At 63.2% G+C, this 22,346-nt stretch carries 17 protein-coding genes; 8 read left to right on the forward strand and 9 right to left on the reverse strand.

Annotated elements, in window-relative coordinates; all coding sequences use genetic code 11:
• The first annotated feature begins 4 nt into the window (after positions 1 to 4).
• From XANALMUS060_RS12650 to XANALMUS060_RS12665, 4 genes are all read left to right on the forward strand, one after another.
• The gene (locus tag XANALMUS060_RS12650) at positions 5 to 2,830 is read left to right on the forward strand and encodes a 2-oxoglutarate dehydrogenase E1 component (RefSeq protein WP_045738731.1); all 2,826 of its coding nucleotides are present in this window, start codon (positions 5 to 7) and stop codon (positions 2,828 to 2,830) included.
• A gap of 45 nt (positions 2,831 to 2,875) precedes the next feature.
• Complete coding sequence (sucB, locus tag XANALMUS060_RS12655) at positions 2,876 to 4,090, forward strand: dihydrolipoyllysine-residue succinyltransferase (RefSeq protein WP_045738732.1); 1,215 nt, start codon at positions 2,876 to 2,878, stop codon at positions 4,088 to 4,090.
• 141 nt (positions 4,091 to 4,231) lie between these two features.
• Positions 4,232 to 5,671 carry a dihydrolipoyl dehydrogenase gene (lpdA, locus tag XANALMUS060_RS12660; protein WP_045738760.1) on the forward strand — a complete coding sequence of 480 codons (1,440 nt, stop codon included), beginning with the start codon at positions 4,232 to 4,234 and terminating at the stop codon, positions 5,669 to 5,671.
• 137 nt (positions 5,672 to 5,808) lie between these two features.
• The gene (locus XANALMUS060_RS12665) at positions 5,809 to 6,369 is read left to right on the forward strand and encodes a TIGR00730 family Rossman fold protein (protein ID WP_045738733.1); all 561 of its coding nucleotides are present in this window, start codon (positions 5,809 to 5,811) and stop codon (positions 6,367 to 6,369) included.
• A 120-nt stretch (positions 6,370 to 6,489) separates the two neighbouring features.
• On the opposite strand, the gene XANALMUS060_RS12670 is transcribed toward XANALMUS060_RS12665, so the two are convergent.
• Positions 6,490 to 9,378 (reverse strand): GGDEF and EAL domain-containing protein, encoded by a 2,889-nt coding sequence (locus XANALMUS060_RS12670; protein WP_045738734.1) that lies wholly within the window; start codon positions 9,376 to 9,378, stop codon positions 6,490 to 6,492.
• A 381-nt stretch (positions 9,379 to 9,759) separates the two neighbouring features.
• Between XANALMUS060_RS12670 and XANALMUS060_RS12675 the strand changes: the two genes are divergently transcribed.
• Both XANALMUS060_RS12675 and XANALMUS060_RS12680 read left to right on the forward strand, forming a co-directional pair.
• The gene (locus tag XANALMUS060_RS12675; RefSeq protein ID WP_045738735.1) at positions 9,760 to 10,353 is read left to right on the forward strand and encodes a YigZ family protein; all 594 of its coding nucleotides are present in this window, start codon (positions 9,760 to 9,762) and stop codon (positions 10,351 to 10,353) included.
• Positions 10,350 to 12,116, forward strand: a complete 1,767-nt coding sequence (locus XANALMUS060_RS12680; protein ID WP_045738736.1) for an ABC transporter transmembrane domain-containing protein — start codon at positions 10,350 to 10,352, stop codon at positions 12,114 to 12,116. The genes XANALMUS060_RS12675 and XANALMUS060_RS12680 overlap by 4 nt, the downstream gene beginning before the upstream one ends.
• Positions 12,117 to 12,519: 403 nt before the next feature.
• Here XANALMUS060_RS12680 and XANALMUS060_RS12685 read toward each other — a convergent pair whose 3' ends face one another.
• The 6 genes from XANALMUS060_RS12685 to hrcA all read right to left on the reverse strand — a co-directional run bounded on the left by XANALMUS060_RS12685 (position 12,520) and on the right by hrcA (position 19,111).
• A complete protein-coding gene (locus XANALMUS060_RS12685) occupies positions 12,520 to 13,635 on the reverse strand; it encodes a prephenate dehydrogenase (protein WP_045738737.1) in 1,116 nt (371 codons plus the stop codon).
• Positions 13,632 to 13,757: a hypothetical protein gene (locus XANALMUS060_RS22685; RefSeq protein WP_255352374.1), complete on the reverse strand. Its 126-nt coding sequence runs from the start codon at positions 13,755 to 13,757 to the stop codon at positions 13,632 to 13,634. Before XANALMUS060_RS22685 ends, XANALMUS060_RS12685 begins: the two co-directional genes overlap by 4 nt.
• Before the next feature lie 261 nt (positions 13,758 to 14,018).
• Positions 14,019 to 15,149: a molecular chaperone DnaJ gene (gene dnaJ / locus XANALMUS060_RS12690; protein ID WP_045738738.1), complete on the reverse strand. Its 1,131-nt coding sequence runs from the start codon at positions 15,147 to 15,149 to the stop codon at positions 14,019 to 14,021.
• A gap of 149 nt (positions 15,150 to 15,298) precedes the next feature.
• On the reverse strand, positions 15,299 to 17,224 hold the full coding sequence (gene dnaK, locus XANALMUS060_RS12695) for a molecular chaperone DnaK (RefSeq protein WP_045738739.1): 1,926 nt from the start codon (positions 17,222 to 17,224) through the stop codon (positions 15,299 to 15,301).
• 146 nt (positions 17,225 to 17,370) lie between these two features.
• Positions 17,371 to 17,892, reverse strand: a complete 522-nt coding sequence (gene grpE, locus XANALMUS060_RS12700) for a nucleotide exchange factor GrpE (RefSeq protein ID WP_045738740.1) — start codon at positions 17,890 to 17,892, stop codon at positions 17,371 to 17,373.
• Between the two features lie 160 nt (positions 17,893 to 18,052).
• Complete coding sequence (gene hrcA, locus XANALMUS060_RS12705; RefSeq protein ID WP_045738741.1) at positions 18,053 to 19,111, reverse strand: heat-inducible transcriptional repressor HrcA; 1,059 nt, start codon at positions 19,109 to 19,111, stop codon at positions 18,053 to 18,055.
• A gap of 116 nt (positions 19,112 to 19,227) precedes the next feature.
• Between hrcA and recN the strand changes: the two genes are divergently transcribed.
• Entirely contained in the window at positions 19,228 to 20,895 is a 1,668-nt protein-coding gene (gene recN, locus XANALMUS060_RS12710; protein ID WP_045738742.1) for a DNA repair protein RecN, read from the forward strand.
• A gap of 133 nt (positions 20,896 to 21,028) precedes the next feature.
• Here recN and fur read toward each other — a convergent pair whose 3' ends face one another.
• Positions 21,029 to 21,451 (reverse strand): ferric iron uptake transcriptional regulator, encoded by a 423-nt coding sequence (gene fur / locus XANALMUS060_RS12715; RefSeq protein ID WP_045738761.1) that lies wholly within the window; start codon positions 21,449 to 21,451, stop codon positions 21,029 to 21,031.
• A gap of 102 nt (positions 21,452 to 21,553) precedes the next feature.
• Here fur and bamE point away from each other — a divergent pair, with 102 nt between their 5' ends.
• Complete coding sequence (gene bamE, locus XANALMUS060_RS12720; RefSeq protein WP_045738743.1) at positions 21,554 to 21,952, forward strand: outer membrane protein assembly factor BamE; 399 nt, start codon at positions 21,554 to 21,556, stop codon at positions 21,950 to 21,952.
• A 139-nt stretch (positions 21,953 to 22,091) separates the two neighbouring features.
• Here the strand turns inward: bamE and XANALMUS060_RS12725 are convergent, their stop codons facing one another.
• Positions 22,092 to 22,346 (reverse strand): RnfH family protein, encoded by a 255-nt coding sequence (locus XANALMUS060_RS12725; protein ID WP_082065112.1) that lies wholly within the window; start codon positions 22,344 to 22,346, stop codon positions 22,092 to 22,094.

A 22,346-nucleotide genomic window follows, 5' to 3' on the forward strand; every position in this document is an offset into this window, starting at 1 on the left:
CATCGTGGACAATCTACTCAAGCAGTTTGCGCAGTCATCGCAACTCGCCGCCGGCAATGCCGCCTATATCGAAGACCTGTATGAGCAATACCTGGTCTCTCCCGACAGCATCGACCCCAAGTGGAAAACCTACTTCGACGGCTTCCAAGGCCGCGATGCCGGTGACGTTCCCCATTCTGCGGTCATCGCCCACATCGCCAGCGCCGCGCGCCAGGCCGTCAACAGCGGCACCAGCCAGAGCGGGGACGAGCGCGAGCGCCACGTCGGCCGCCTGATCACCGCCTACCGCTCGCGCGGCCACCTCGGCGCGCGTCTGGACCCCCTGGGCCTGACCCCACCGATCAATCCGCCAGACCTGGGCTTGCCGTTCCACAGCCTGTCGGAAAGCGACCTGGGCAGCGAGTTCAGCACCGGCGGCCTGGGCGGACAGCCGCGGATGAAACTGCGCGATCTGCTGGCACGGCTGAAGGCGACCTACACCGGGTCGATCGGCAGCGAATTCATGCACATCTCCGAGTTCGAACAGCGCCAGTGGATCTACCAACGCCTGGAGAACGTCGGTGGCCAGATCGCCGCCGACGTCGCCAGTCGTCGCCGGATCCTGGAGCGGATCACCGCCGCCGAGGGCCTGGAGCGCTACCTGCATACCAAGTACGTGGGCCAGAAGCGCTTCTCGCTGGAAGGCGGCGACGCGCTGATCCCGCTGATGGACGTGCTGGTGCAACGCGGCGGCGGCGACGCGGTCAAGGACATCGTGATCGGCATGGCCCACCGCGGCCGCCTGAACGTGCTGGTCAATACACTGGGCAAGAACCCGCGCAAACTGTTCGACGAGTTCGAAGGCAAGTTCGAACACGCTCACGACGACCGTGCCCATACCGGTGACGTGAAGTATCACATGGGCTTCTCCGCCGATGTGGCGGTGGGTGACGGCAAGTCGGTGCATCTGGCGCTGGCCTTCAACCCCTCGCACCTGGAAATCGTCGACCCGGTGGTGGCCGGCAGCGTGCGTTCACGCCAGGAGCGCTACGGCGATGCCACGCGCAAATCGGTGCTGCCGGTGATCATCCACGGCGATGCCGCGTTCGCGGGTCAAGGCGTGGTCATGGAACTGTTCCAGATGTCGCAGGCGCGCGGCTTCGCGGTCGGCGGCACCGTCCACATCGTGATCAACAACCAGATCGGTTTCACCACCAGCGCCCGCGACGATGCACGCTCCACGCTGTACTGCACCGACGTGGCGAAGATGATCGGCGCGCCAGTGTTCCATGTGAATGGCGACGATCCGGACGCGGTGGCGTTCGTGGCCGATATCGCTTACGACTTCCGGCAAAAGTTCAAAAAGGACGTGGTCATCGACCTGGTCTGCTACCGCCGTTGGGGCCACAACGAGGCCGACGAACCGGCGGCGACCCAGCCGGTGATGTACCAGACCATCCGCAAGCACAAGACCACCCGCGAACTGTACGCCGCGCAGTTGGAAAGCGAAGGCGTCCTCCAGGCCGGTGAAGCACAGGCGCTGGTCGATGCGTACCGCAACAAGCTCGACTCGGGCGAGTACACCACCGAACTGGCGACTCGCAAACAGGACGAATTCGCCATCGATTGGTCCAAGTACCTGTCCGGCAAGCTATCGGACAAGGTGAACACCACGGTCAAGCGCAAGACGTTGGACCAGTTGGCCAAGATCATCACCACCATCCCCGACAGTGTGGAACTGCATCCGCGCGTCGCCAAGATCTACGAGGACCGGGTGAAGATGGCCAACGGCGAGCTGCCGGGCGACTGGGGCTTCGCCGAAAATCTGGCCTACGCCACCCTGCTCGGAGAAGGCCATAAGCTACGCCTGGTCGGCCAGGACGCCGGCCGTGGCACGTTCTTCCACCGTCACGCGATCCTGCACGACCAGAAGAACGACAGCTACTACCTGCCGCTGCGTCAGTTGGTGGAGAACCCGGAAGACGCCACCGTGATCGACTCGCTGCTCAGCGAGGAAGCGGTGATGGGCTTCGAGTACGGTTACTCCACGACCGACCCGAATACCTTGTGCATCTGGGAAGCGCAGTTCGGCGACTTCGCCAACGGCGCGCAGGTGGTGATCGACCAGTTCATCGCCGCCGGCGAAGCCAAGTGGGGACGTATCGCTGGCCTGTCGCTGTTCCTGCCGCACGGATACGAAGGCCAGGGTCCAGAGCACAGCTCCGCGCGCCTGGAGCGCTTCCTGCAACTGTGTGCCCTGGAGAACATGCTGGTCTGCGTGCCCACCACTCCGGCGCAGGCATTCCACATGATCCGCCGGCAGATGCGCATGTCCACGCGCAAGCCGCTGGTGGTGATGACGCCCAAGTCGCTGCTGCGCCACAAGCTGGCGGTCTCGAGTCTGAAGGAACTGGCCGACGGCGAGTTCCAGCATTTGATTCCCGACGCCAAGGCCGAGCCGAAGAAGGTCAAGCGAGTCATCGCTTGCTCGGGCAAGGTGTACTACGACCTGCTCGAAGATCAACTCAAGCGCGGCCAAGAGGATGTCGCCATCCTGCGCGTGGAGCAGTTGTATCCGTTCCCGCGCGCACTGCTGGCGGCCGAGTTGAAGCGTTACGGCAATGCCACCGACCTGGTCTGGTGCCAGGAAGAACCGCAGAACCAAGGCGCCTGGTATCAGATCAAGCATCATCTGCAAGCCTGTCTGGCCGACGGGCAAAGCCTGCACTACACCGGTCGGCCGCGTTCGCCCTCTCCCGCTGCCGGCCATTTTGCCGAGCACCAGGAGGAGCAGCTGAAGCTGGTCGCCGATGCGCTATTGAATCCGTTCAACGACCAAGTCGCTGAATAAACCTCCTCTCACATTTCAAAAAGACACCACTAGGACGCTCCTGCAATGGCCACCGAAGTCAAAGTTCCGGTACTGCCCGAATCCGTATCCGATGCCACCATCGCCAGCTGGCACAAGAAAGCCGGCGACGCGGTCAAGCGCGACGAGAACCTGGTGGACCTGGAAACCGACAAGGTCGTGCTGGAAGTCCCCTCGCCCGTCGATGGCGTGTTGAAGGAGATCAAGTTCGAGACCGGCGCCAGCGTGACCAGTTCGCAGGTCTTGGCGATCATCGAGGAAGGCGCAAGCGCCGCTGCGGCCCCGGCCGCAGCCAAGGACACCGCCACACCGACACCGAGTGCGCCCAAGGCCGCCGCCGCGGAGCCGCCCAAGGCGGCCAAGGTGGAAACGCCGAAAGCCTCCGGCGACGTGTCCAGCCTGCCGCCGGGCGCGCGCTTCAGCGCGATCACCCAGGGCGTGGACCCGGCACAGGTCGAAGGTACCGGCCGCCGCGGTGCAGTGACCAAGGAAGATATTCTCAATTACGCCAAGAACGGCGGTGCCGGCAAAGCATCCGGCGCGCGTCCGGAAGAACGCGTACCGATGACCCGCGTGCGCAAGCGCATCGCCGAACGCCTGATGCAGTCGAAGAATTCGACCGCGATGCTGACCACCTTCAACGAGGTCAACCTGGCCAAGGTCTCGGCCGCGCGCAAGGAACTGCAGGACGAGTTCCAGAAGGTCCACGGCATCAAGCTCGGCTTCATGAGCTTCTTCGTCAAGGCCGCGGCCAACGCGCTGCAGCGCTTCCCGCTGGTCAACGCCTCGATCGATGGCGAGGACATCATCTACCACGGTTACAGCGACATCTCCATCGCCGTGTCCACCGACAAGGGTCTGGTGACGCCGGTGCTGCGCAATGTCGAGCGCCTGTCCTTTGCCGACATCGAACAAGGCATCGCCGACTACGCCAAGAAAGCGCGCGACGGCAAGCTGAGCCTGGAAGAACTGCAGGGCGGCACCTTCACCGTGACCAATGGCGGCACCTTCGGCTCGCTGCTGTCGACCCCGATCATCAACCCGCCACAGAGCGCGATCCTGGGCATGCATGCGATCAAGGAACGTCCGATCGCCGAGAACGGCCAGGTCGTGATCGCGCCGATGATGTATCTGGCGCTGTCCTACGACCACCGCATCATCGACGGCAAGGATTCGGTGCAGTTCCTGGTGGACATCAAGAATCAACTGGAAAACCCGGGCCGGATGCTGTTCGGCCTGTAACCTCCAGTGGCTGGGACGCGGGAGACTCGGGACGCGGAACTCGGCTAGCCAAACACGCGAAGAGAGGCAACATGCCGGCAGTGCGTCGGCGTGTTGCCGCCTCCGACTCCCGACTCGCGTACAACACAGGACTCGCGCAACATGTCTGAACAACATTTCGACGTCGTCGTCATCGGTGCCGGTCCTGCCGGTTATCACGCAGCCATCCGTGCCGCGCAGTTGGGCCTGAAAACCGCCTGCATCGACGCGGCGCTGGGCAAGGACGGCAAGCCGGCCCTGGGGGGCACCTGCTTGCGGGTGGGCTGCATCCCGTCCAAGGCGCTGCTGGATTCATCGCGCCAGTTCTGGAACATGGGACATCTGTTCGGCGAGCACGGCATCAGCTTCAAGGACGCCAAAATCGACGTCGAAGCGATGGTCGGGCGCAAGGATAAGATCGTCAAACAGTTCACTGGCGGCATCGCCATGTTGTTCAAGGCGAACAAGATCACCCCGTTCTACGGCTTCGCGCAGTTGCAACCGGGCAACATCGTCAAGGTCAAGCAACACGAAGGCGAAGAAATCGCGCTCAAGGGCACCAACGTGATCTTGGCCGCCGGGTCGGATTCGATCGAACTGCCGTTCGCCAAATTCGATGGCGAAAGCATCGTCGACAACGTCGGCGCGCTGGACTTCACCGAAGTCCCCAAGCGCATGGCGGTGATCGGTGCCGGCGTGATCGGCCTGGAACTTGGAAGTGTGTGGAAGCGTCTAGGCGCCGAAGTCACCATCCTCGAAGCGATGCCTGCGTTCCTGGCCGCTGTCGATGCCGAAGTGGCAAAAACTGCCGCCAAAGAATTCAAGAAACAGGGCCTGGACATCAAACTGGGAGCCAAGGTCTCCAAGACCGAAGTCGTCGGCAAGGGTAAGAAAAAGGAAGTCGTGGTCACCTACACCGATGCTGCGGGAGAGCAGACCCTGACCGTGGACAAGCTGCTGGTGGCCGTCGGCCGCCGCGCGGCCACCAACGGCCTGATTGCGGAAGGGACTGGGGTCAAGCTCAACGCGCGCGGCCAGATCGAAGTGGATGCGCACTGCCATACCGGGGTGGACGGCGTGTGGGCAATCGGCGATTGCGTGCGCGGGCCGATGCTGGCGCATAAGGGCTTCGAGGAAGGCATCGCGGTCGCCGAACTGATTGCCGGCCTGCCTGGCCACGTCAACTTCGACACCATCCCGTGGGTGATCTACACCGAGCCGGAAATCGCCTGGGTTGGCAAGAACGAGCAAGAGTTGCAGGCCGAGGGCGTGCCGTACAAAGCCGGCAGCTTCCCGTTCGCGGCAATCGGCCGCGCGGTCGCGATGGGGGAGCCGGCGGGTTTCGTCAAGGTCATCGCGCATGCCGAGACGGACCGTGTCCTGGGCTTGCACCTGGTTGGCGTTGGCGTCTCCGAACTGGTCCACGAAGGCGTGCTGACCATGGAGTTCAACGGCTCGGCGGACGATCTGGCACGCATTTGCCATGCCCACCCCACCCTATCCGAAGCAATCCACGATGCGGCGATGGCGGTGAGCAAGCGGGCGATCCATAAGGCGAACTGAAGCCCGGACGCGGGACCGGGGACTCGGAACCCATGCGGAACCCGCTCCACTGAAGAACGCCGGGCCTCGCCCGGCGTTCTGCTTTCCGAATTCCGAATTCCGAAAAAAATCATCCCACCTCTAAAACGTCCAATCCCATGAAAAGCATCTGCGTCTACTGCGGCGCCAATTCCGGCAATAAACCCGCCTATGTCGAACACGCCACCGCACTAGGCACACGTATTGCCCAGCAGGGCCTGCGCCTGATCTACGGCGGCGGCAATGTCGGGCTGATGGGCACCATCGCCAACGCGGCACTGGCGGCAGGTGGCGCGGTCACCGGCGTCATCCCCCAGCAACTGGCCGACTGGGAAGTGGCGCACCATGGCCTCAGCGCACTGGAGATCGTCGGCTCGATGCACGAACGCAAGTCCCGCATGTTCGAGCTATCCGACGGTTTCGTGGCCCTGCCTGGCGGCTTCGGCACAATGGAAGAAATCTTCGAGATGCTCACCTGGCGTCAGCTACGCATCGGCCATAAGCCGTGCGCCTTTCTCGATGTGGAAAACTTCTACGCACCGCTGATCGGGATGATCGATCATATGGTCGAAGAAGGCTTCCTGCACCCGGAGCAGCGCGCGGACCTTTGGTACGGCAGCGACATCGACGCCATGCTGGGATGGATGCGGCACTACAACCCGGTGCGGACATCACGATGAATCGACACCACAACCGTCAGGCACGGCCATAACATCGCGATAAAACACCGCACCACACCGCCAGCGAGATACTCGAATAAGGCGGAAGAGGGTTGCGCTACAGCACCACAGCGATCGCGCTCATACCATCGGTGCGGGTATCGGCCGCCCAAGCAAATATCCCTGCCCGTATGTGCAACCTAGCTCACGCAACGTCGCCAGTTGCTGCTCGGTCTCGATGCCTTCACCAACCGTCTCGATGCCCAGTGTGTCGGCCAGGGCCAGAATGCCACGCACCATTGTATGGCTGCCGACGCCCGCTTCGTCATGCAGTGCAGCGACGAAACTCTGGTCGATCTTGAGCACAGAAATCGGGAAGCGGTGAAGGCAAGACAACGCCGAAAAGCCGGTACCAAAATCATCCAGTTGCGCCAGCACACCGCGCTCGCGCAAGGATTGCAGAATGTCGTAAGTACGCGTCGTATCGTCGAGCAGTGCAACCTCGGTGATCTCCACCCGCAACCGGCACGGATCAACGCCATGTGTCTCGATAAGGCCGAACAGACGTTCGGTAAAATCCGCAGAGCGAAAATGTCGCGGGGACACATTCACCGAGACATAGCCATCCTGTTCCTGCACGAGACGCCGGATCACCTGTTCATACAGTAACCAATCGACCTGCTCGATCAGTCCGCTTTCCTCACCAAGGTCGACGAACTGGCTCGGCAACAGCATGCCACGTCTGTCGTGGTGCCAACGCAGCAACGCTTCGTGGCCGATCACCTGACCGTCGTCCAAGCGCACGATCGGCTGATAGAACGGCTCGAAATCTCCGTTGTTGATCGCCTGGCGCAGGTCCGCTTCAAGATCCCGGCTACGCAACGCGGCCTCGTGCATGGTCTCGTCGAATACCGCGCAACGGTCATGGGTTTGGGCCTTGGCCCGGTACATCGCCACATCCGCATCGCGTAGCAACTCATCGCCATGGCTGTAGCGCGGATGCCAGAACGCAATCCCAAGGCTGCCGGAGGGTAACAGTTCGCGACCAGCGATCCACATCGGCTGACCAAGCACATGCAGCAGCCGCCGCGCCAATTCACAGGCACCGTCCACCCCAATGTCGCACGGCATGAGGATCGCGAACTCGTCGCCACCCAGACGCGCGACTAGATCGTTGCAGCGAATCGTGGACACGATCCGCTTAGCGACCTGTATCAGCATCTCGTCGCCAGCGGCATGGCCGATGCTGTCGTTAACCAATTTGAACCGATCCAGATCAAGGAACAAGACGGCGAAAGTCTTGCACTGGCCACCGCGTGCGTGCTCAATCGCCTTGCCGAGCCGGTCGAGCAGTTGCAAACGATTTGGCAAGCCGGTCAGCGCATCGTGCAGCGCCTGGTGGGTCAAGCGTTGCTCGGCGAGCCCGCGCTCCGCAATCTGGGCCAGCAACTGCTCATTGACCTCGGCCAGTTCGCGGGTGCGTTCGTCCACCCGATGTTCCAGTTCGGCATGCGCCAGGCGTATGCGCTGCTGCGCGTGCTGCCGCGCTAGACCGTTGACGACATTGTGTGCGACGAAGGTCAGTAATCGCTGATCGTCTTCGGTGAAGCGCACATGCTTGGTGTAGCTCTGCACGGTGATCACGCCAATCACCTTGCCCTCATCGAACAAGGGCACGCTCAGCCAACTTTGCGAGCGCTGGCCATACGTCTGAACCTCTCCCTGCTCGATGAGCGCGTCGATCGCCTCGCGTTCCAGCAATTGTGGTCGGTGAATACGCATGACATATTCGGTCATGCCACGACCGAAACGTCGCTGCGGCCGGTGCTGGGTGTATTCGTCCACCGAATAGACGAAATCCAGCATCGTCGCGTCGTCGGACAACAAGGCGATATACAGGTTACGCGCTTCGATCAACGCGCCGATGATGGCGTGCACCTCGGCATAGAACTTCTGCAAACTTTCCGAGCGAATCGCCAACTCGGTGATGCTAAATAACGCTAGTTGCAGGGCTTCCGAACGCTCGCGCTCCTGAATCTCGTCCTGAAGGTCGCGATTGGCGCGCTGCAATTGCTCGGTGCGTAACTGCATACTTTGCTCGAGTTGCACCTGGAGATGACGTCGATCCATCGCCGTCTGCACGTACTGCGCCACATAAGTCAGCAAGGCACGGTCGGCATCGGTATAGCGCAACGCATGGTCGTAATTCTGCACCACGATGGCGCCGCACACCCTGCCATCGCGCAACATCGGCACGCCCAACCAATGCTTGCTTTCTGGGCCATGCGCGGAGCTATATTCCACATTCAGGCGTTTGCGCACCTGCTTCGATGGCCCACGCACGGCACGACCATGTCTTAACAGCGCGCCGATGAGGCTATGCGGTATATCGCGCAATAAGTACGTCTGCTGCGGATCGGCAGAAAAGTCATCGTAGCGATCGGAGAAGTACAGAAAGCGCATGCTCTGCTGATCTTCGTTGTACTCGACGATGTAGCAATTCTCCGCGTGCATCAATGATTCCAGCACGGCATGCACGCGCTGCAGCATCTGCCCTATTTCCAGATCGGCAGCCGCAAGGTTGGCGATCTCGTACAACGCTTGCTGTAGTTGCTTGGACTTTTCCAGGCTCTGGATGCGTAGACGCATCCGCTCGCTATCAAGCAAGCACTGACCGAACGCGATGGCGATATCGCACCAAGCCTTGGTCTGTGACTCGGATAATGGCTGCGCCAGTTGCGCCGCCACCGCAACGCAAGCAGCTTCGGCCATATGACGCACATGCAGCAAAGCCGGTACTGCCGACACCACCAACGCCGGATCGGCCAACGCCTCACAAACCAGTGCAGGCAACCATTCCGGCGCCTGCGAGGTGGCGCCGCACAGACGTCCGACCACGCCGTCGCCGCAGCCAATCGCCACCGCGCTACCAGGCGGCAATAGTTCGCATAGCACCTGCGCGCTGTAGGCAAGCGCGCTAGTGCTGCTCTGTTGAGACTCGCTGGCGATAGCGGACGGATTGAACAACATCGACGACGACCCTCCTGCCTGCTAGACGTCAGACTACCCCACACACCCCATATTGACGACAGCATCTTCCTTACGTAATGAACGCAATTGGGGAGTTGACCCCATCTCCAAGGGCACCGGCACCGGCCGAGTCTGCCCGAATACCGCACGCCTGAAGGCTTGCGATCATCGGCGAGCCTTCGAACACGCGTGATCGCGGCAATCGGGGCTGGATGCGTTCCTGAACATGCGGATAAACAGGCCCATCCACCGCCACGCTCTCAAATACGACCAACTGCAACGCCAGCACATTGGACCACTCCTACAGAATTGAACCTGGGTCGCTACTTGCAGCGAACGCGGACGGCAAGCCGTGTTCTCAGCTCGTCTACAATGCCAGCGATGCCCGATACGCTCACCCACACCATCCGTCACGGCATAGAGATCAAGCGCAGCCGCTTCCTCGCCCATGCCGCGCCGATTCCTAACGCCAGCGCGGCACTGACGTTCGTCCAACAAGTCGCGATAGCCGATGCCACCCACAATTGCTGGGCCTACCGTCACGGCACCACGTACCGCTCTAGCGACGACGGCGAGCCAGCCGGGACCGCCGGGCGTCCAATCCTGGCAGCCATCGACGGCCACGGCATGGATCAAGTGGTGGTCGTGGTGACGCGCTGGTTCGGCGGCACCAAGCTTGGTGCAGGTGGCCTGATACGCGCCTATGGTGGTTGCGCGGCACAATGCCTGCGACAGGCATCGCGACGACCACTGCTGACGTCGAGCCTACTGACCCTGCACTGTCACTTCAGCGATCTAGGCACAGTGCATGCGGCGCTGAACAGCGACGCGGTGGAAAAACTCGATGAGCGCTTCAATGCCGACGGCGCCGAACTGCACCTGCGCTTACCCCAAGAACGTCTGAAAGCCTTGAAAACTCGTCTTCGCGACGCCACTGGCGACCGAGTCCGTTATTCGGAACCCCCAACTGCATGAACATCCCATCGACCGACCGGGCCAAATCGCTACGCAAGCTCGGCAATCTGCGCGCCCTATGGCCGTTCGTTCAACACCGACGTGGCCTGCTCGTGGCCTGGCTGGTGGCGCTGGCGATCTCCTCCAGCGCCACGCTGAGCCTGCCAATGGCGGTGCGGCAGATGATCGACCACGGCTTCAGCGACCCCAGCCGTATCAACCAATCCTTCGCCTTGCTGTTCGCGGTGGCGGTGGTGTTGGCAATCGCCACCGCAGCACGTTTCTACTTCGTGTCGCTGCTCGGCGAGAAAGTCATCGCAGACCTGCGCGAGCGGCTGTACGCGCATCTGATCGGCCTGCATTCTGGCTTTCACGACCGCAATCGCAGCGGCGAACTGGTGTCGCGCCTATCGGCCGACAGCGAGTTATTACGCGGCGTCATCGGTAGCACGATGTCGGTCGCATTACGCAGCATGGTCACCGCGATCGGCAGCATGGCGATGCTGTGCGTGACCAGCCCACATCTTGCAGCCTATACCCTGCTGGGGATCCCACTGGCAGTGTTGCCGATCGTGATCGGCGCACGCCGTCTGCAAAAGATCGCGCGTGCCAGCCAGGACCGCATCGCCGACGCCAACACACTGGCCGCCGAAACGCTGGGCGCGGTACGCACGGTGCAGGCGTATGCGCGCGAACCTTACGAGCGGGAGCGGTTCGGCCAGGCGCTTAGGCAGACCGTGGCAGTGGCGCAACGCAGGGTGCGTGCGCAGGCGCTGATCACCGCCATGGGGATCCTGCTGGTGTTCGGTGCCATCGTGCTGGTGTTGTGGTCTGGCGCGCACGAGGTCGCCGCCGGCACACTCAGTGCCGGCACACTCGGCCAGTTCGTGCTGTATGCCATGTTCGGCGGCGGCTCGGTGGCCTCGCTGGCCGAAGTCTGGAACGAACTGCAGCGTGCAAGCGGCGGGATGGGCCGCATCGCCGAGTTATTCGACGAACGCTCCGAGGTGGTGGCGCCAGCACAACCGCGCACCCTGCCGCAGCCGCTGCGCGGCGAAGTCCGCTTCGAAAACGTCAGCTTTCGCTATCCACAACGCGACGAACATCCGGCACTGGATGGCTTCGATCTGCATGTCCGCCCCGGCGAGAGCGTGGCCCTGGTCGGCCCCTCCGGTGCCGGCAAGAGTACCGTGCTGGCACTGTTGATGCGTTTCCACGATCCGCAATCGGGCAATGTGCAGGTGGACGGCATCGACGTGCGTGCGCTGGATCCTGCACATCTGCGCGAAGCCATCAGCCTGGTACCGCAGCACCCCACCCTGTTTGCAAGCAGTGCCGCCGACAACATTCGCTACGGCCGGCTCCAAGCCAGCGACGCCGAGGTCGCGGCCGCCGCACGCGCGGCGGAAGCCGATGCCTTCCTGCGCCAGTTGCCTGAAGGCTATGCCAGCGAGCTAGGGGAGCGCGGCGCGCGCCTGTCCGGCGGCCAGCAACAGCGCATCGCCATCGCCCGCGCACTGCTCAAAGACGCCCCGATCCTGCTGCTGGACGAGGCGACCAGCGCACTGGACGCACAGAGCGAATACGCCGTGCAACATGCGCTGGAACGACTGATGGCAGGACGCACGACGCTGGTGATCGCGCACCGCCTGGCGACCGTGCTCAAGGCAGACCGTATCGTGGTGATGGACCACGGCCGCATCGTCGCCCAGGGCACCCACGACACGCTGCTCGCACAGGGCGGGCTATACGCCGAACTGGCGCGACTACAGTTCATCGATTGAATCCAGCACACACCTGGCGCGGCCAGGTTCGCATTGCAGCCGGTCGCTTCACCCTTGTCAGCACGGCACCGTGCAGTGTGCGGCGACCAGACCGACGGGAGAACGCTGACCCGCCATGCTCAGCCACTCAAAGAGCGTCGTTCGACCACCGCATTGAGGCCAGGGGCGCCTGCCCATGTACCGCCTATGCTTCAGCCGCTTACCCAGAAGCAGGTGTGACGCCGGTCAATTTTTCACCATACCTCTTGACAGGCCCGCCAGGCAAGGCATTCAAACGGTTGTCCACAGGTTTATCCGAGATCCATCCACAGCATCTGTGGACGACCCCTCCCTGTGGGATCAAGCCTTGGGACTATCGACATCCGTTCCCGCAGATGGATAAACATGGAGTCGTCCACCCCGATCAATCCGCCAAGACCCGGCCGATGCCGCTGGCATCGATTTCGGCTGCCGCAGCCTGTAACGCGACGGCCTCGGTGGCCGGATCGAAGCCAAGACGGAAATGCAACTCGCCTGCCGGAGTACGCGAAGAATGGATCGATGCCAGATTCACCCGATGGCGCTCGAACACATACAGCAGGGTCCGCAGCGAGCCGGCACGGTCCTGCGGCAGATAGACGCTGAGCGTGAGCTGCTCGGTGAGATCGGCAAGCAAATAACCGACTCGCTCGTAACTGTAATTGCCTTGGGCGATCACCTCGGCCCCCAGGGCCTGGCGATTGGCGTCGAGGAAATCGGCACGGAACTGCGCTCGCGCGACATCGTCGCCACAGGCGACCTGCGCGCGCAACCGCGACAATTGCGCAATCAACCCGTCCAGCACGGCACCGACATGCGGATTGCCGAATTGGATGTCCTCGTAGATGGCCGGATTCAACGCCAGAATGCGCGCGATGATCGCCGTATCCAGCTCGAACGAGGCCGAGCGATACGGCAGCAATGCCTGCAACGATCCCAGCGTCGGCGCGTACTCGCACAACACACCCGCCTGCGCCAGATGACTGGCATGGACCATCGCCTGCACCAGGGCCATGACCTGGTCGTGGTGATCGGGGGTGGTGCGCACGCATTCGGCTTCCAACGCGGCGTACAGGTGTTGCAGCCAGGGCTGCCACTGCGCCACACGCGCTTCGCACACCACCATCACCCTGCCCTTGAGCGTAGGCGACTTCGGCGGCGCGGTCATCGGGTGCAACCCGGCCACATCCGCCTGCGAGGCGAGCATCGCCGCGACGGGTTCACGCTTGACTGAAGTCACGTCGAGCCAGAGTTGTCCGCGTTCGCGTCCAGCGGCACGTTGCACGTACTCACCGATCAGCGCCGGCGTGTGCCGGATCGGGACCGAGAAGATCAACACCTGCGCGCGTTGCAGCAGCGTGTCCGGGTCGCACGATTGCGGATCGGTCGGATCGTGGCCCACGACCTGCAACTGCATGCGCTCGCGAAAAAAGCGACTCAGCCAGCGACCATAAGCCCCCGCACTGCCCACGATGCCGACAACCGGCTGCAGGCTGGTCATTGCAGACGCTCGGCGGCGCACCGCAACGGCGAGGCGGGAATGGAAACGACGTCGACCGTCACCGGCCCGTCGAGCCGTCGGCAATGTTGATGAAGAAGATGACGCTCGGTGGATGCGTTCATCACGCTAGTGTAGCGCCGCGATCTGGAACCGCAGGCAGCCATGAGCGTGTCGCATTGCGATCACGCGATTTGATAAAAAACGACTGGCTGCGAACGGAACAGCCGCGCTGCCTCCGTCAGGCATCGCGGCTGATGTGTGGAGCCAGCCCAAGTCGCCACACGCGTCGCTGCAGACATCGCGACCGAAGCAACCGTCACGAGCACACACGACACAACCGCCATGCAGCAGCGGATTGGCAAAGAGCCGATGAATCGGCGCCGCTAGGACGTCATCCGATCCCAGAACCCCTTCACCCCATCGATGAAGGTTGCCGACTTAGGCGAATGCTTGCGTGCGTCCTCGCCAGTGAACGTCGCCTCGAACTGCTCAAGCAACTTACGCTGGTCGGCAGTGAGGTTGACCGGGGTCTCAACCACCACGCGACAGTAGAGATCGCCTTCGGCGCGGCTGCGCACCGAACGCACCCCCTTACCGCGCAGGCGGAACAGCTTGCCGGTCTGAGTCTCGGCGGGAATGCGGATCTCCGCTTCACCGCCCAGCGTCGCCACACGCACGATATCGCCCAGTGCCGCCTGCGAGATGCGGATCGGCACTTCGCAATGCAGATCATCGCCGTCGCGCTTGAAGATCGGATGCTCGCGCACCCGCACTTCCACGTACAGGTCACCTGGCGGAGCACCGGCAGGGCCAGCCTCGCCCTCGCCGGACAGACGGATACGGTCGCCGTTGTCCACGCCAGCGGGAATCTTGACCGACAAGACTTTGGTCTCTTGCACCCGCCCGGCACCATGACACACCACGCAGGGGTTTTTTATGATGTGACCGCGACCGCCGCACTGCGGACAGGTTTGCTGCATGGCAAAGATGCCGCGCTGGATACGCACCTGACCACGCCCATTGCAGGTGCCACAGGTCTCGACTTTGCCGTCTTCCGAGCCGCTGCCATGGCAATGCTCGCACTCGGCCAAGGTCGGGATCTCGATACGCCGCTCGATACCGACCACCGCGTCTTCAAGATCCAGTTCCAGCACGTAACCGATATCGGCACCGCGCCGCGTCGTCCGCCCCCCCGCACCGACACCGCCAAAAATATTGCCGAAGATATCGCCGAAGATATCTCCCATGTCCGCGCCGCCGGGCCCACCGCCCATCCCACCCATGCCATGTTCGAAGGCCGCATGGCCGTGTGCGTCGTACATGCGCCGCTTGCTGCCGTCGGACAGGACTTCGTAGGCTTCCTTGCATTCTTTGAAGGCGGCCTCGGCGGCCTGATCGCCCGGATTGCGGTCCGGGTGGTACTTCATCGCGCAACGCCGATACGCCTTCTTCAGGTCCTCGTCGCTGGCAGTGCGGGCCACACCCAGCACTTCGTAATAGTCGCGTTTGCTCATTGGTCGAGGCTCCGGACGCGGGATGCGGGACCCGGCATGGCGAAAGATTGATACACGATAGTCACTCCAGACAATAAGAAACCTTGGACGCGGACAGCAACGGGACCCGGCAAGCTACCCTGCCGGGTCCCGGGTCACGCATCCCAGCTTTACTTCTTGCCGTCCTTGACTTCGGTGAACTCAGCGTCGACCACGTCGTCGGCCGACGAGGACGCGTGCGCGCCACCGGCACTGGCACCGGCCGGCTGCTCGCCACCGGCCGCCGCCGCCGCGTACAACGACTGGCCGACCTCCTCCAACGTTTTGGTCTTGGCCTCGATCTGGCTCTTGTCCTCGCCCTTCATCGCGGTTTCCAAATCGGCCAGTGCGGCTTCGACCTTACCGATCACGTCACCGCCGACCTTGCTGCCGTGCTCGGTGATCGCGCTGCGCGTGGAGTGGATCAAGCCGTCGGCCTGGTTGCGCGCCTGCACCAACTCGTGGAACTTCTTGTCTTCCTCGCGGTTGGCTTCAGCGTCGGCGACCATCCGCTGGATTTCCGCATCCGACAGGCCCGAACCAGCCTTGATCTCGACCTTCTGTTCCTTGTTGGTCTTCTTGTCTTTGGCCGACACGTGCAGGATGCCGTTGGCGTCGATGTCGAAGGACACCTCCACCTGCGGCAAGCCGCGTGGCGCCGGTTCGATGCCGGACAGATCGAACTTGGCCAAGGACTTGTTGTAGCGAGCCTGTTCGCGCTCGCCCTGCAACACATGCACGGTCACCGCCGACTGATTGTCCTCGGCGGTGGAGAACACCTGCGCGGCCTTGGTCGGGATGGTGGTGTTCTTCTCGATGATCTTGGTGAACACGCCGCCCAGGGTCTCGATTCCCAGGCTCAGCGGGGTCACGTCGAGCAGCAAGACGTCCTTGACGTCGCCGGCCAGCACACCGCCCTGGATCGCCGCGCCCAATGCCACAGCCTCATCCGGGTTGACGTCTTTGCGCGGGTCCTTGCCGAAGAACTCGGCCACGGCCTGCTGCACCTTGGGCATACGGGTCTGCCCACCGACCAGGATCACCTCGGTGATGTCGCTGGCGCGCAGGCCGGCGTCGTTCAGCGCGGTGCGGCACGGATCGATGGTGCGCTTGACCAGATCTTCCACCAGCGCTTCGAGCTTGGCCCGGGTCAGCTTGATGTTCAGATGCTTCGGGCCAGACGCGTCGGCGGTGACGTAAGGCAGGTTGACTTCGGTCTGCTGCGAGGACGACAGCTCGATCTTGGCACGCTCGGCGGCATCCTTCAGACGCTGTAGCGCCAACGGATCCTTGCGCAGGTCGATTCCCTGATCCTTGTTGAACTCGTCCACCAGATAGTCGATGACGCGCTTGTCGAAATCTTCGCCACCCAGGAAGGTGTCGCCGTTGGTGGCCAGTACTTCGAACTGCTTTTCGCCGTCGACATTGGCGATTTCGATGATCGACACGTCGAAGGTGCCGCCACCCAGGTCGTACACGGCAATCTTGCGGTCGCCGCCGTGCGCCTTGTCCAAGCCATAGGCAAGCGCCGCCGCCGTTGGCTCGTTGATGATGCGCTTGACATCCAAGCCGGCGATACGACCGGCGTCCTTGGTCGCCTGACGCTGACTATCGTTGAAGTACGCCGGCACGGTGATGACGGCCTCGGTCACCGTCTCCCCGAGAAACGCCTCGGCGGTCTTTTTCATCTTTTCCAGCACCTGCGCGGAAATTTCCTGCGGCGCCAGCTTGCGTCCGTCGGCGGTGGCCACCCAGGCATCGCCGTTGTCGTGCTGGGCGATGGAGTAAGGGACCAGGCCAATGTCCTTCTGCACTTCGGCATCGCCGAATTTACGGCCGATCAGACGCTTGACCGCGTAGAAAGTGTTCTTCGGGTTGGTCACTGCCTGACGCTTGGCCGAGGCACCCACCAACACTTCGCCATCCTTGGTGTAAGCGACGATCGAAGGCGTGGTACGGTCGCCCTCGGAATTTTCGATGACGCGAGCCTTGCCGCCGTCCATGATCGCCACGCACGAATTGGTCGTGCCCAGGTCGATGCCGATGATCTTGCCCATTGGAATGACTCCTGAAATGTCGTGTGTCCGGCCTGTGCCGGGGGTCTGGTTTGGATATAGGGATGGCCGCAGATCATTCAAGCCATCGCCGCAAATTTGCGTTCTAACGCCAGCGCATCGGCTGCATGCGCACGCGGCAGCCGCGCTCAATCGTGCTTGGCCACCACCACCAGGGCTGGACGCAGCAGGCGCTCGTTGAGCAGATAGCCCTTCTGAAACACTTGAATCACGTGTCCCGGGGCGATGCCCTCGGCCTCGGCCTGACTGATCGCCTGGTGATGTTCGGGGTCGAACGGCTGCCCGGCCGGGTCGAGCAGGGTCAGACCGTTGTCTGCCGCGACCTTGAGCAATTGCTTGTAAGTCAGTTCCAGGCCATCGCGCAGTGGACTGGGTTCGCTGCCGGCGGCGGTCAGCCCCGCATCCAGGCTATCGAACACCGGCAATAAGTCGCCGAGCAGACGCTCGTTGGCGAACTTGCGCGCCTGCTCCACGTCGCGCGCGATGCGCTTGCGCTGGTTCTCAAGGTCGGCCCGCTCGCGCAGCGCATCGGCCTTGACCAGGGCCAGTTCGCTGCGCAGCGTCTCCAACTCCGCCTGCAGCGGATCGGTCGCGGGCTGTTGCGCCTCGGTCAGGTGTTCGGAATCGAATTCGGGGTGATCTTGGCTCATGTCTGGTCTATGTCCCTGGCGGGAGGTACACCCGCTCTACCGGACCACCTATGTGGGCGATGCGGAGGGATTCAAGATACTGTGTTGCAGGGAGAGACCCTGGAATGCGATCGCCAGCGCAGCAGTTCGGATCGACAAGACAAGAGCTGACGCGCCGGCCTCAACGTCCATCGGGCGGAGCCGGGTCGAGCCTTGCGCCGAGCACCTCGGCGGCGATCTGCACCAGCGGGATGACCCGATCGTAATCCATGCGTTTGGGGCCGATCACCCCCAGCACGCCGAGCACCTGACCACCGGCCATGTAAGGCGCCGTCACCAGCGATACGCTCTCCAGCGGCACCATGCCGGTCTCCTCGCCGATGAAGATGCGCACCCCTGGGGCACGGATGGTGCGCTCCAGCAGTTGCAGGATCTCGCGCTTGCTGGCGAAAACCTCGAACAGTTCGCGCAAGCGCTCCAGGTCCGACAGGTCCTGCACCCCCATCAGCTTGGTCTGCCCGGCCAGCACGACATCCTCGCCGACCGGTGCCAGCGCTTGTTCCGCCAATTCCACGCTGTGCGCGAGCAACTGTTCCATCGCGTCGCGCGCGCGGCGCAGATCGCGCAACAGGCTGGCACGGATGTCGGCCAACGCGCGCCCGGCGAAATGGGCGTTCAGATAATTGGCGACGCGTTCCAGTTCCGCCGGCTCGTAGGCCTTGCGCGGCTCGATCACCCGGTTTTGCACTTCGTTGTCGGCAAACACCAGGATCGCCAGCACGCGCCGCGCGTCCAGCGGCACGAAGTCGATGTGCCGGAACGCGAACTGCTCGCGCTTGGGCGCACTGACCACCCCGACGAAATGGGTCATCGCCGACAACAACTCCGAAGCGCTGCCGAGCAGCGCCTGGGTGCCGGCGGCATTGGCCATCTCCGCGCGCAGTCGCGCCACTTCGTCCTCGGCTGGCGGGCGCATCTGCACCAAGCTGTCGACGAACACCCGGTAGCCGGTGGCGGTGGGCACGCGTCCGGCCGAGGTGTGCGGCGAACTGAGCAAACCCGCGTCTTCCAGGTCGGCCAGGATGTTGCGAATCGTCGCCGGGCTCACATCCAGCCCGGCGTGACGGGCCAGGGTCTGCGACCCGACCGGCTCGCCGTCACGGATGTAACGCGAGATCAGGGTGCGCAGCAATTGCCGGGCACGCGGATCGAGGGCGGACTGGAACAGGGAAGCAGGCATGGGATCAACCCGTGAGACTGGACAATAGATAATCCTTACCTGCCCGCCTGGCAAGTAAGTCAATTGGCCCACCTACCCGCGCATGCTAGCGTTGCGCGGCCCTGGATGTAGACCTCATGCTCAGACACCTCTCGATCAAGGATTTCGCCGTCGTTCGCAGCACCGAACTGGAATTGGGCCCCGGCATGACCGTGGTGTCCGGTGAAACCGGGGCCGGCAAGTCGCTGATGGTCGATGCGCTCGGCTTCCTGTCCGGACTGCGCGCCGACAGCGGCGTGGTCCGCCACGGCGCCGAGCGCGCCGAACTGTCGGCCGAATTCAGCATCCCCGCCACCTCACCCGCGCGTGCATGGCTGGACGAGAACGAACTGAACGACGACGCACACTGCCAACTGCGCCGCGTGATCCGCGCTGATGGCGGTTCCCGCGCCTGGATCAACGGACGCCCGGTGACATTGTCGCAACTGGCCGAACTGGCCGGCCATCTGGTGGAAATCCACGGCCAGCACGAACACCAGGCGCTGCTTTCGCGCAGCAGCCAGCTCGGCCTGCTCGACGCCTACGCCCGCAATGAAGCCGAGCGCGGCATGGTCCGCAGCGCGGCCACGCACTGGCAGGCACTGCTGGCCGAGCGCGAGACCCTGCTGGCGCAGGGCGAGGTGTCCGACCGCATCGGCTTCCTGCAACACCAATTGAGCGAACTGCAGCGCGAGGACCTGGACCCGGCGGCAATCGCTGCGCTGGACGCCAACCACCGTCGCCAAGCCCATGCCACCGCGCTGATCGCGGCCTGCGAGAGCGCAGCGCAACGGCTCAACGGCGACGACGCACCAGCGGTACTCGAAATGCTGCAGCAAACCCGCCATGCACTGGGCAAGGTCGGCGAATACGACCCGCGCCTGACCGAGGTCCAGGCACTGATCGACAGTGCCAGCATCCAACTGGAAGAGGCGCTGGCACTGCTCGAACGGGCGCGCGACGACCTCGATGCCGACCCCGCGCAGTTCGAGGAGATGGAACGCAAGCTTGGGCGCCTACACGACCTGGCACGCAAACACCGGATCGGCGTGGACGCGCTGAGCGCGCACCGCGACGCACTGCTGGCCGAAGTGGAGCGCCTGCGCGGCGCTGGCGAGCGCCTGGACGGGCTCGATGCGGAAATCGCGCAGGCCACCCATGCCTGGCGCGAAGCCGCGACCGCCCTGACCGCCAGCCGGATACAAGGCGCGCAAGCGCTCTCGCGCGACACCACCGCACTGATCGGCGAACTCGGCATGGGCGGAGGGCATTTCCTCATCCAGCTCGAACCGCACGAGCGCGCGCGCCCCGATCCAACAGGGGCCGAACGGGTCGAATTCCTGGTCGCCGCCAACGCCGGACAACCACCTCGTGCCCTACGCAAAGTCGCTTCCGGCGGCGAACTCTCGCGCATCTCGCTGGCGATCGAAGTGGCCGCGCTGGGTCTGGATGCCGTGCCGACCATGGTTTTCGACGAAGTCGACTCGGGAATTGGCGGTGCCGTGGCCGACATCGTCGGCAAGAAGTTGCGCGCGCTGGGCGAGCAACGGCAGGTTCTATGCGTGACGCACCTGCCGCAGGTCGCGGCGCAGGGCCATGCCCATTACCGGGTCAGCAAGGCACCGGTCGAGGGCATGACCCAGAGCGCGGTGGAACTGCTGGAACCGCGCCAGCGCGAAGAAGAACTGGCACGAATGCTCGGCGGGGTCGAAGTCAGCAAGGAAGCGCGCGCGGCAGCCAAGCGGCTCCTCCTCAGCGTCGGCTAACGCACACCGGGCACATCGCGTCACGGCCTACAGGACGCATCGGGGTACGATAGTTCAGGCATCATCGATGCTGCGCCCAGCAGGGGCGCGTCGCCCCATCACATTCGACGCATGGCGACCGCACTGCCGGGGCTCAGCCCCGCCTGCCGACCAAGCGCTTGCTGCGCACATACAGCACCAGCGAGTGCTCTTCCAGCTCATAGCCGTGCTCGGCGGCGATCTTGCGCTGTAACTCCTCGATTTCCGCGCTTTCGAACTCGATGATCTTGCCGGTATCCACATCCACCATGTGATCGTGGTGAACGCCGCGGTCCAGTTCGTAAACCGCCTGGCCACCCTCGAAGTTATGCTTGAGCACGAGCCCCGCCGCTTCGAACTGCGTCAGCACCCGATACACCGTGGCCAAGCCAATCTCATCGCCATGGTCGATCAACTGACGATAGATTTCTTCCGCCGTCATGTGGTGACGCGCCGACTTCTGCTCCAGCAGCTCGAGTATGCGCATCCGAGGATGCGTGACCTTCAAGCCGACTTTGCGCAGATCGTGGGATTCCATGGTGTCTCCGTTCATAGCGGGTTTATCGCCAACTCCCCTGGATCGGTCGCGGCGGTCGCGGTAAGTGTATCATCGGCGTGATTTCCCTCAGTCCTGTCCCCGATGCGCACTCCTCTGCTGGTCGCCGCTATTGCCTTGTCCACCGCTAGCTGCGGCATCGTCTACAAGCAGCCCATCTACCAGGGCAATCTGATCAAGCAGTCGGCCGTCGAGCAGCTCAAGGTTGGACAAAGCAAGCAGCAGGTCAATGCACTGCTGGGCAGCCCTTCGATCCCGGATCCGTTCCATGCCCAACGCTGGGACTACACCTCAACCGAGCGCATCAATCGGCTGGGGCAGACCAAGATCAAGAATTTCGTGGTGTTCTTCGAGAACGATCAGGTCACCCGTTGGGAAGGCGACTACTTCCCTGACCAGGATGCGGAACTCTCCAAGAACAGCGTGCATCAGTTCGGCCGCAATCTGGCCAAGGACAAGAAGAAGCAGCGCCGCGGCGAGTAAACGTCGCTAACAAAGCGACCGCCTCGCCGCCGGACGGGCCCGAGCAGTGGTCGGAATGCCCCCCCCCTAACCGACTGTCACTGGCGACGTTCTGCTAGCCGCTCCACGCCCATCGCGGCTATCGGCCGCCAAGCCACGCTCAACGCGGCTTGGCGCGCCGCCGGCGGGCATCCTTCGGGTCGACCAGCAGCGGCCTGAGCAGCTCCACCCGATCGCCGTCCTGCAATACCCGGTTCGGCGCGGCAAGCTCACCGTAGATCGCACAGGGCATGTCCGGCGTCGCCTCGGCCAACGCCGCCAGGGCCAGCGCATCGGCGACCGTCGCGCCATCGTGCAACTGCAACGTCTGCGACACGAATCGCTCCGGCCAGGCCAGCACCACCTCGATCTGCAC

It is taken from the genome of Xanthomonas sp. MUS 060 (assembly GCF_000963215.1).
Classification (GTDB): Bacteria; Pseudomonadota; Gammaproteobacteria; order Xanthomonadales; family Xanthomonadaceae; genus Xanthomonas_A.

Excerpts from the sequence above, each read along its gene's own strand:
- sucB (WP_045738732.1), top strand. The coding sequence starts at position 2,876 with ATGGCCACCGAAGTCAAAGTTCCGGTACTGCCCGAATCCGTATCCGAT.
- lpdA (WP_045738760.1), top strand. The coding sequence starts at position 4,232 with ATGTCTGAACAACATTTCGACGTCGTCGTCATCGGTGCCGGTCCTGCC.
- XANALMUS060_RS12665 (WP_045738733.1), top strand. The coding sequence starts at position 5,809 with ATGAAAAGCATCTGCGTCTACTGCGGCGCCAATTCCGGCAATAAACCC.
- XANALMUS060_RS12670 (WP_045738734.1), bottom strand. The coding sequence starts at position 9,378 with ATGTTGTTCAATCCGTCCGCTATCGCCAGCGAGTCTCAACAGAGCAGC.
- XANALMUS060_RS12675 (WP_045738735.1), top strand. The coding sequence starts at position 9,760 with ATGCCCGATACGCTCACCCACACCATCCGTCACGGCATAGAGATCAAG.
- XANALMUS060_RS12680 (WP_045738736.1), top strand. The coding sequence starts at position 10,350 with ATGAACATCCCATCGACCGACCGGGCCAAATCGCTACGCAAGCTCGGC.
- XANALMUS060_RS12685 (WP_045738737.1), bottom strand. The coding sequence starts at position 13,635 with ATGACCAGCCTGCAGCCGGTTGTCGGCATCGTGGGCAGTGCGGGGGCT.
- XANALMUS060_RS22685 (WP_255352374.1), bottom strand. The coding sequence starts at position 13,757 with ATGAACGCATCCACCGAGCGTCATCTTCTTCATCAACATTGCCGACGG.
- dnaJ (WP_045738738.1), bottom strand. The coding sequence starts at position 15,149 with ATGAGCAAACGCGACTATTACGAAGTGCTGGGTGTGGCCCGCACTGCC.
- dnaK (WP_045738739.1), bottom strand. The coding sequence starts at position 17,224 with ATGGGCAAGATCATCGGCATCGACCTGGGCACGACCAATTCGTGCGTG.
- grpE (WP_045738740.1), bottom strand. The coding sequence starts at position 17,892 with ATGAGCCAAGATCACCCCGAATTCGATTCCGAACACCTGACCGAGGCG.
- hrcA (WP_045738741.1), bottom strand. The coding sequence starts at position 19,111 with ATGCCTGCTTCCCTGTTCCAGTCCGCCCTCGATCCGCGTGCCCGGCAA.
- recN (WP_045738742.1), top strand. The coding sequence starts at position 19,228 with ATGCTCAGACACCTCTCGATCAAGGATTTCGCCGTCGTTCGCAGCACC.
- fur (WP_045738761.1), bottom strand. The coding sequence starts at position 21,451 with ATGGAATCCCACGATCTGCGCAAAGTCGGCTTGAAGGTCACGCATCCT.
- bamE (WP_045738743.1), top strand. The coding sequence starts at position 21,554 with ATGCGCACTCCTCTGCTGGTCGCCGCTATTGCCTTGTCCACCGCTAGC.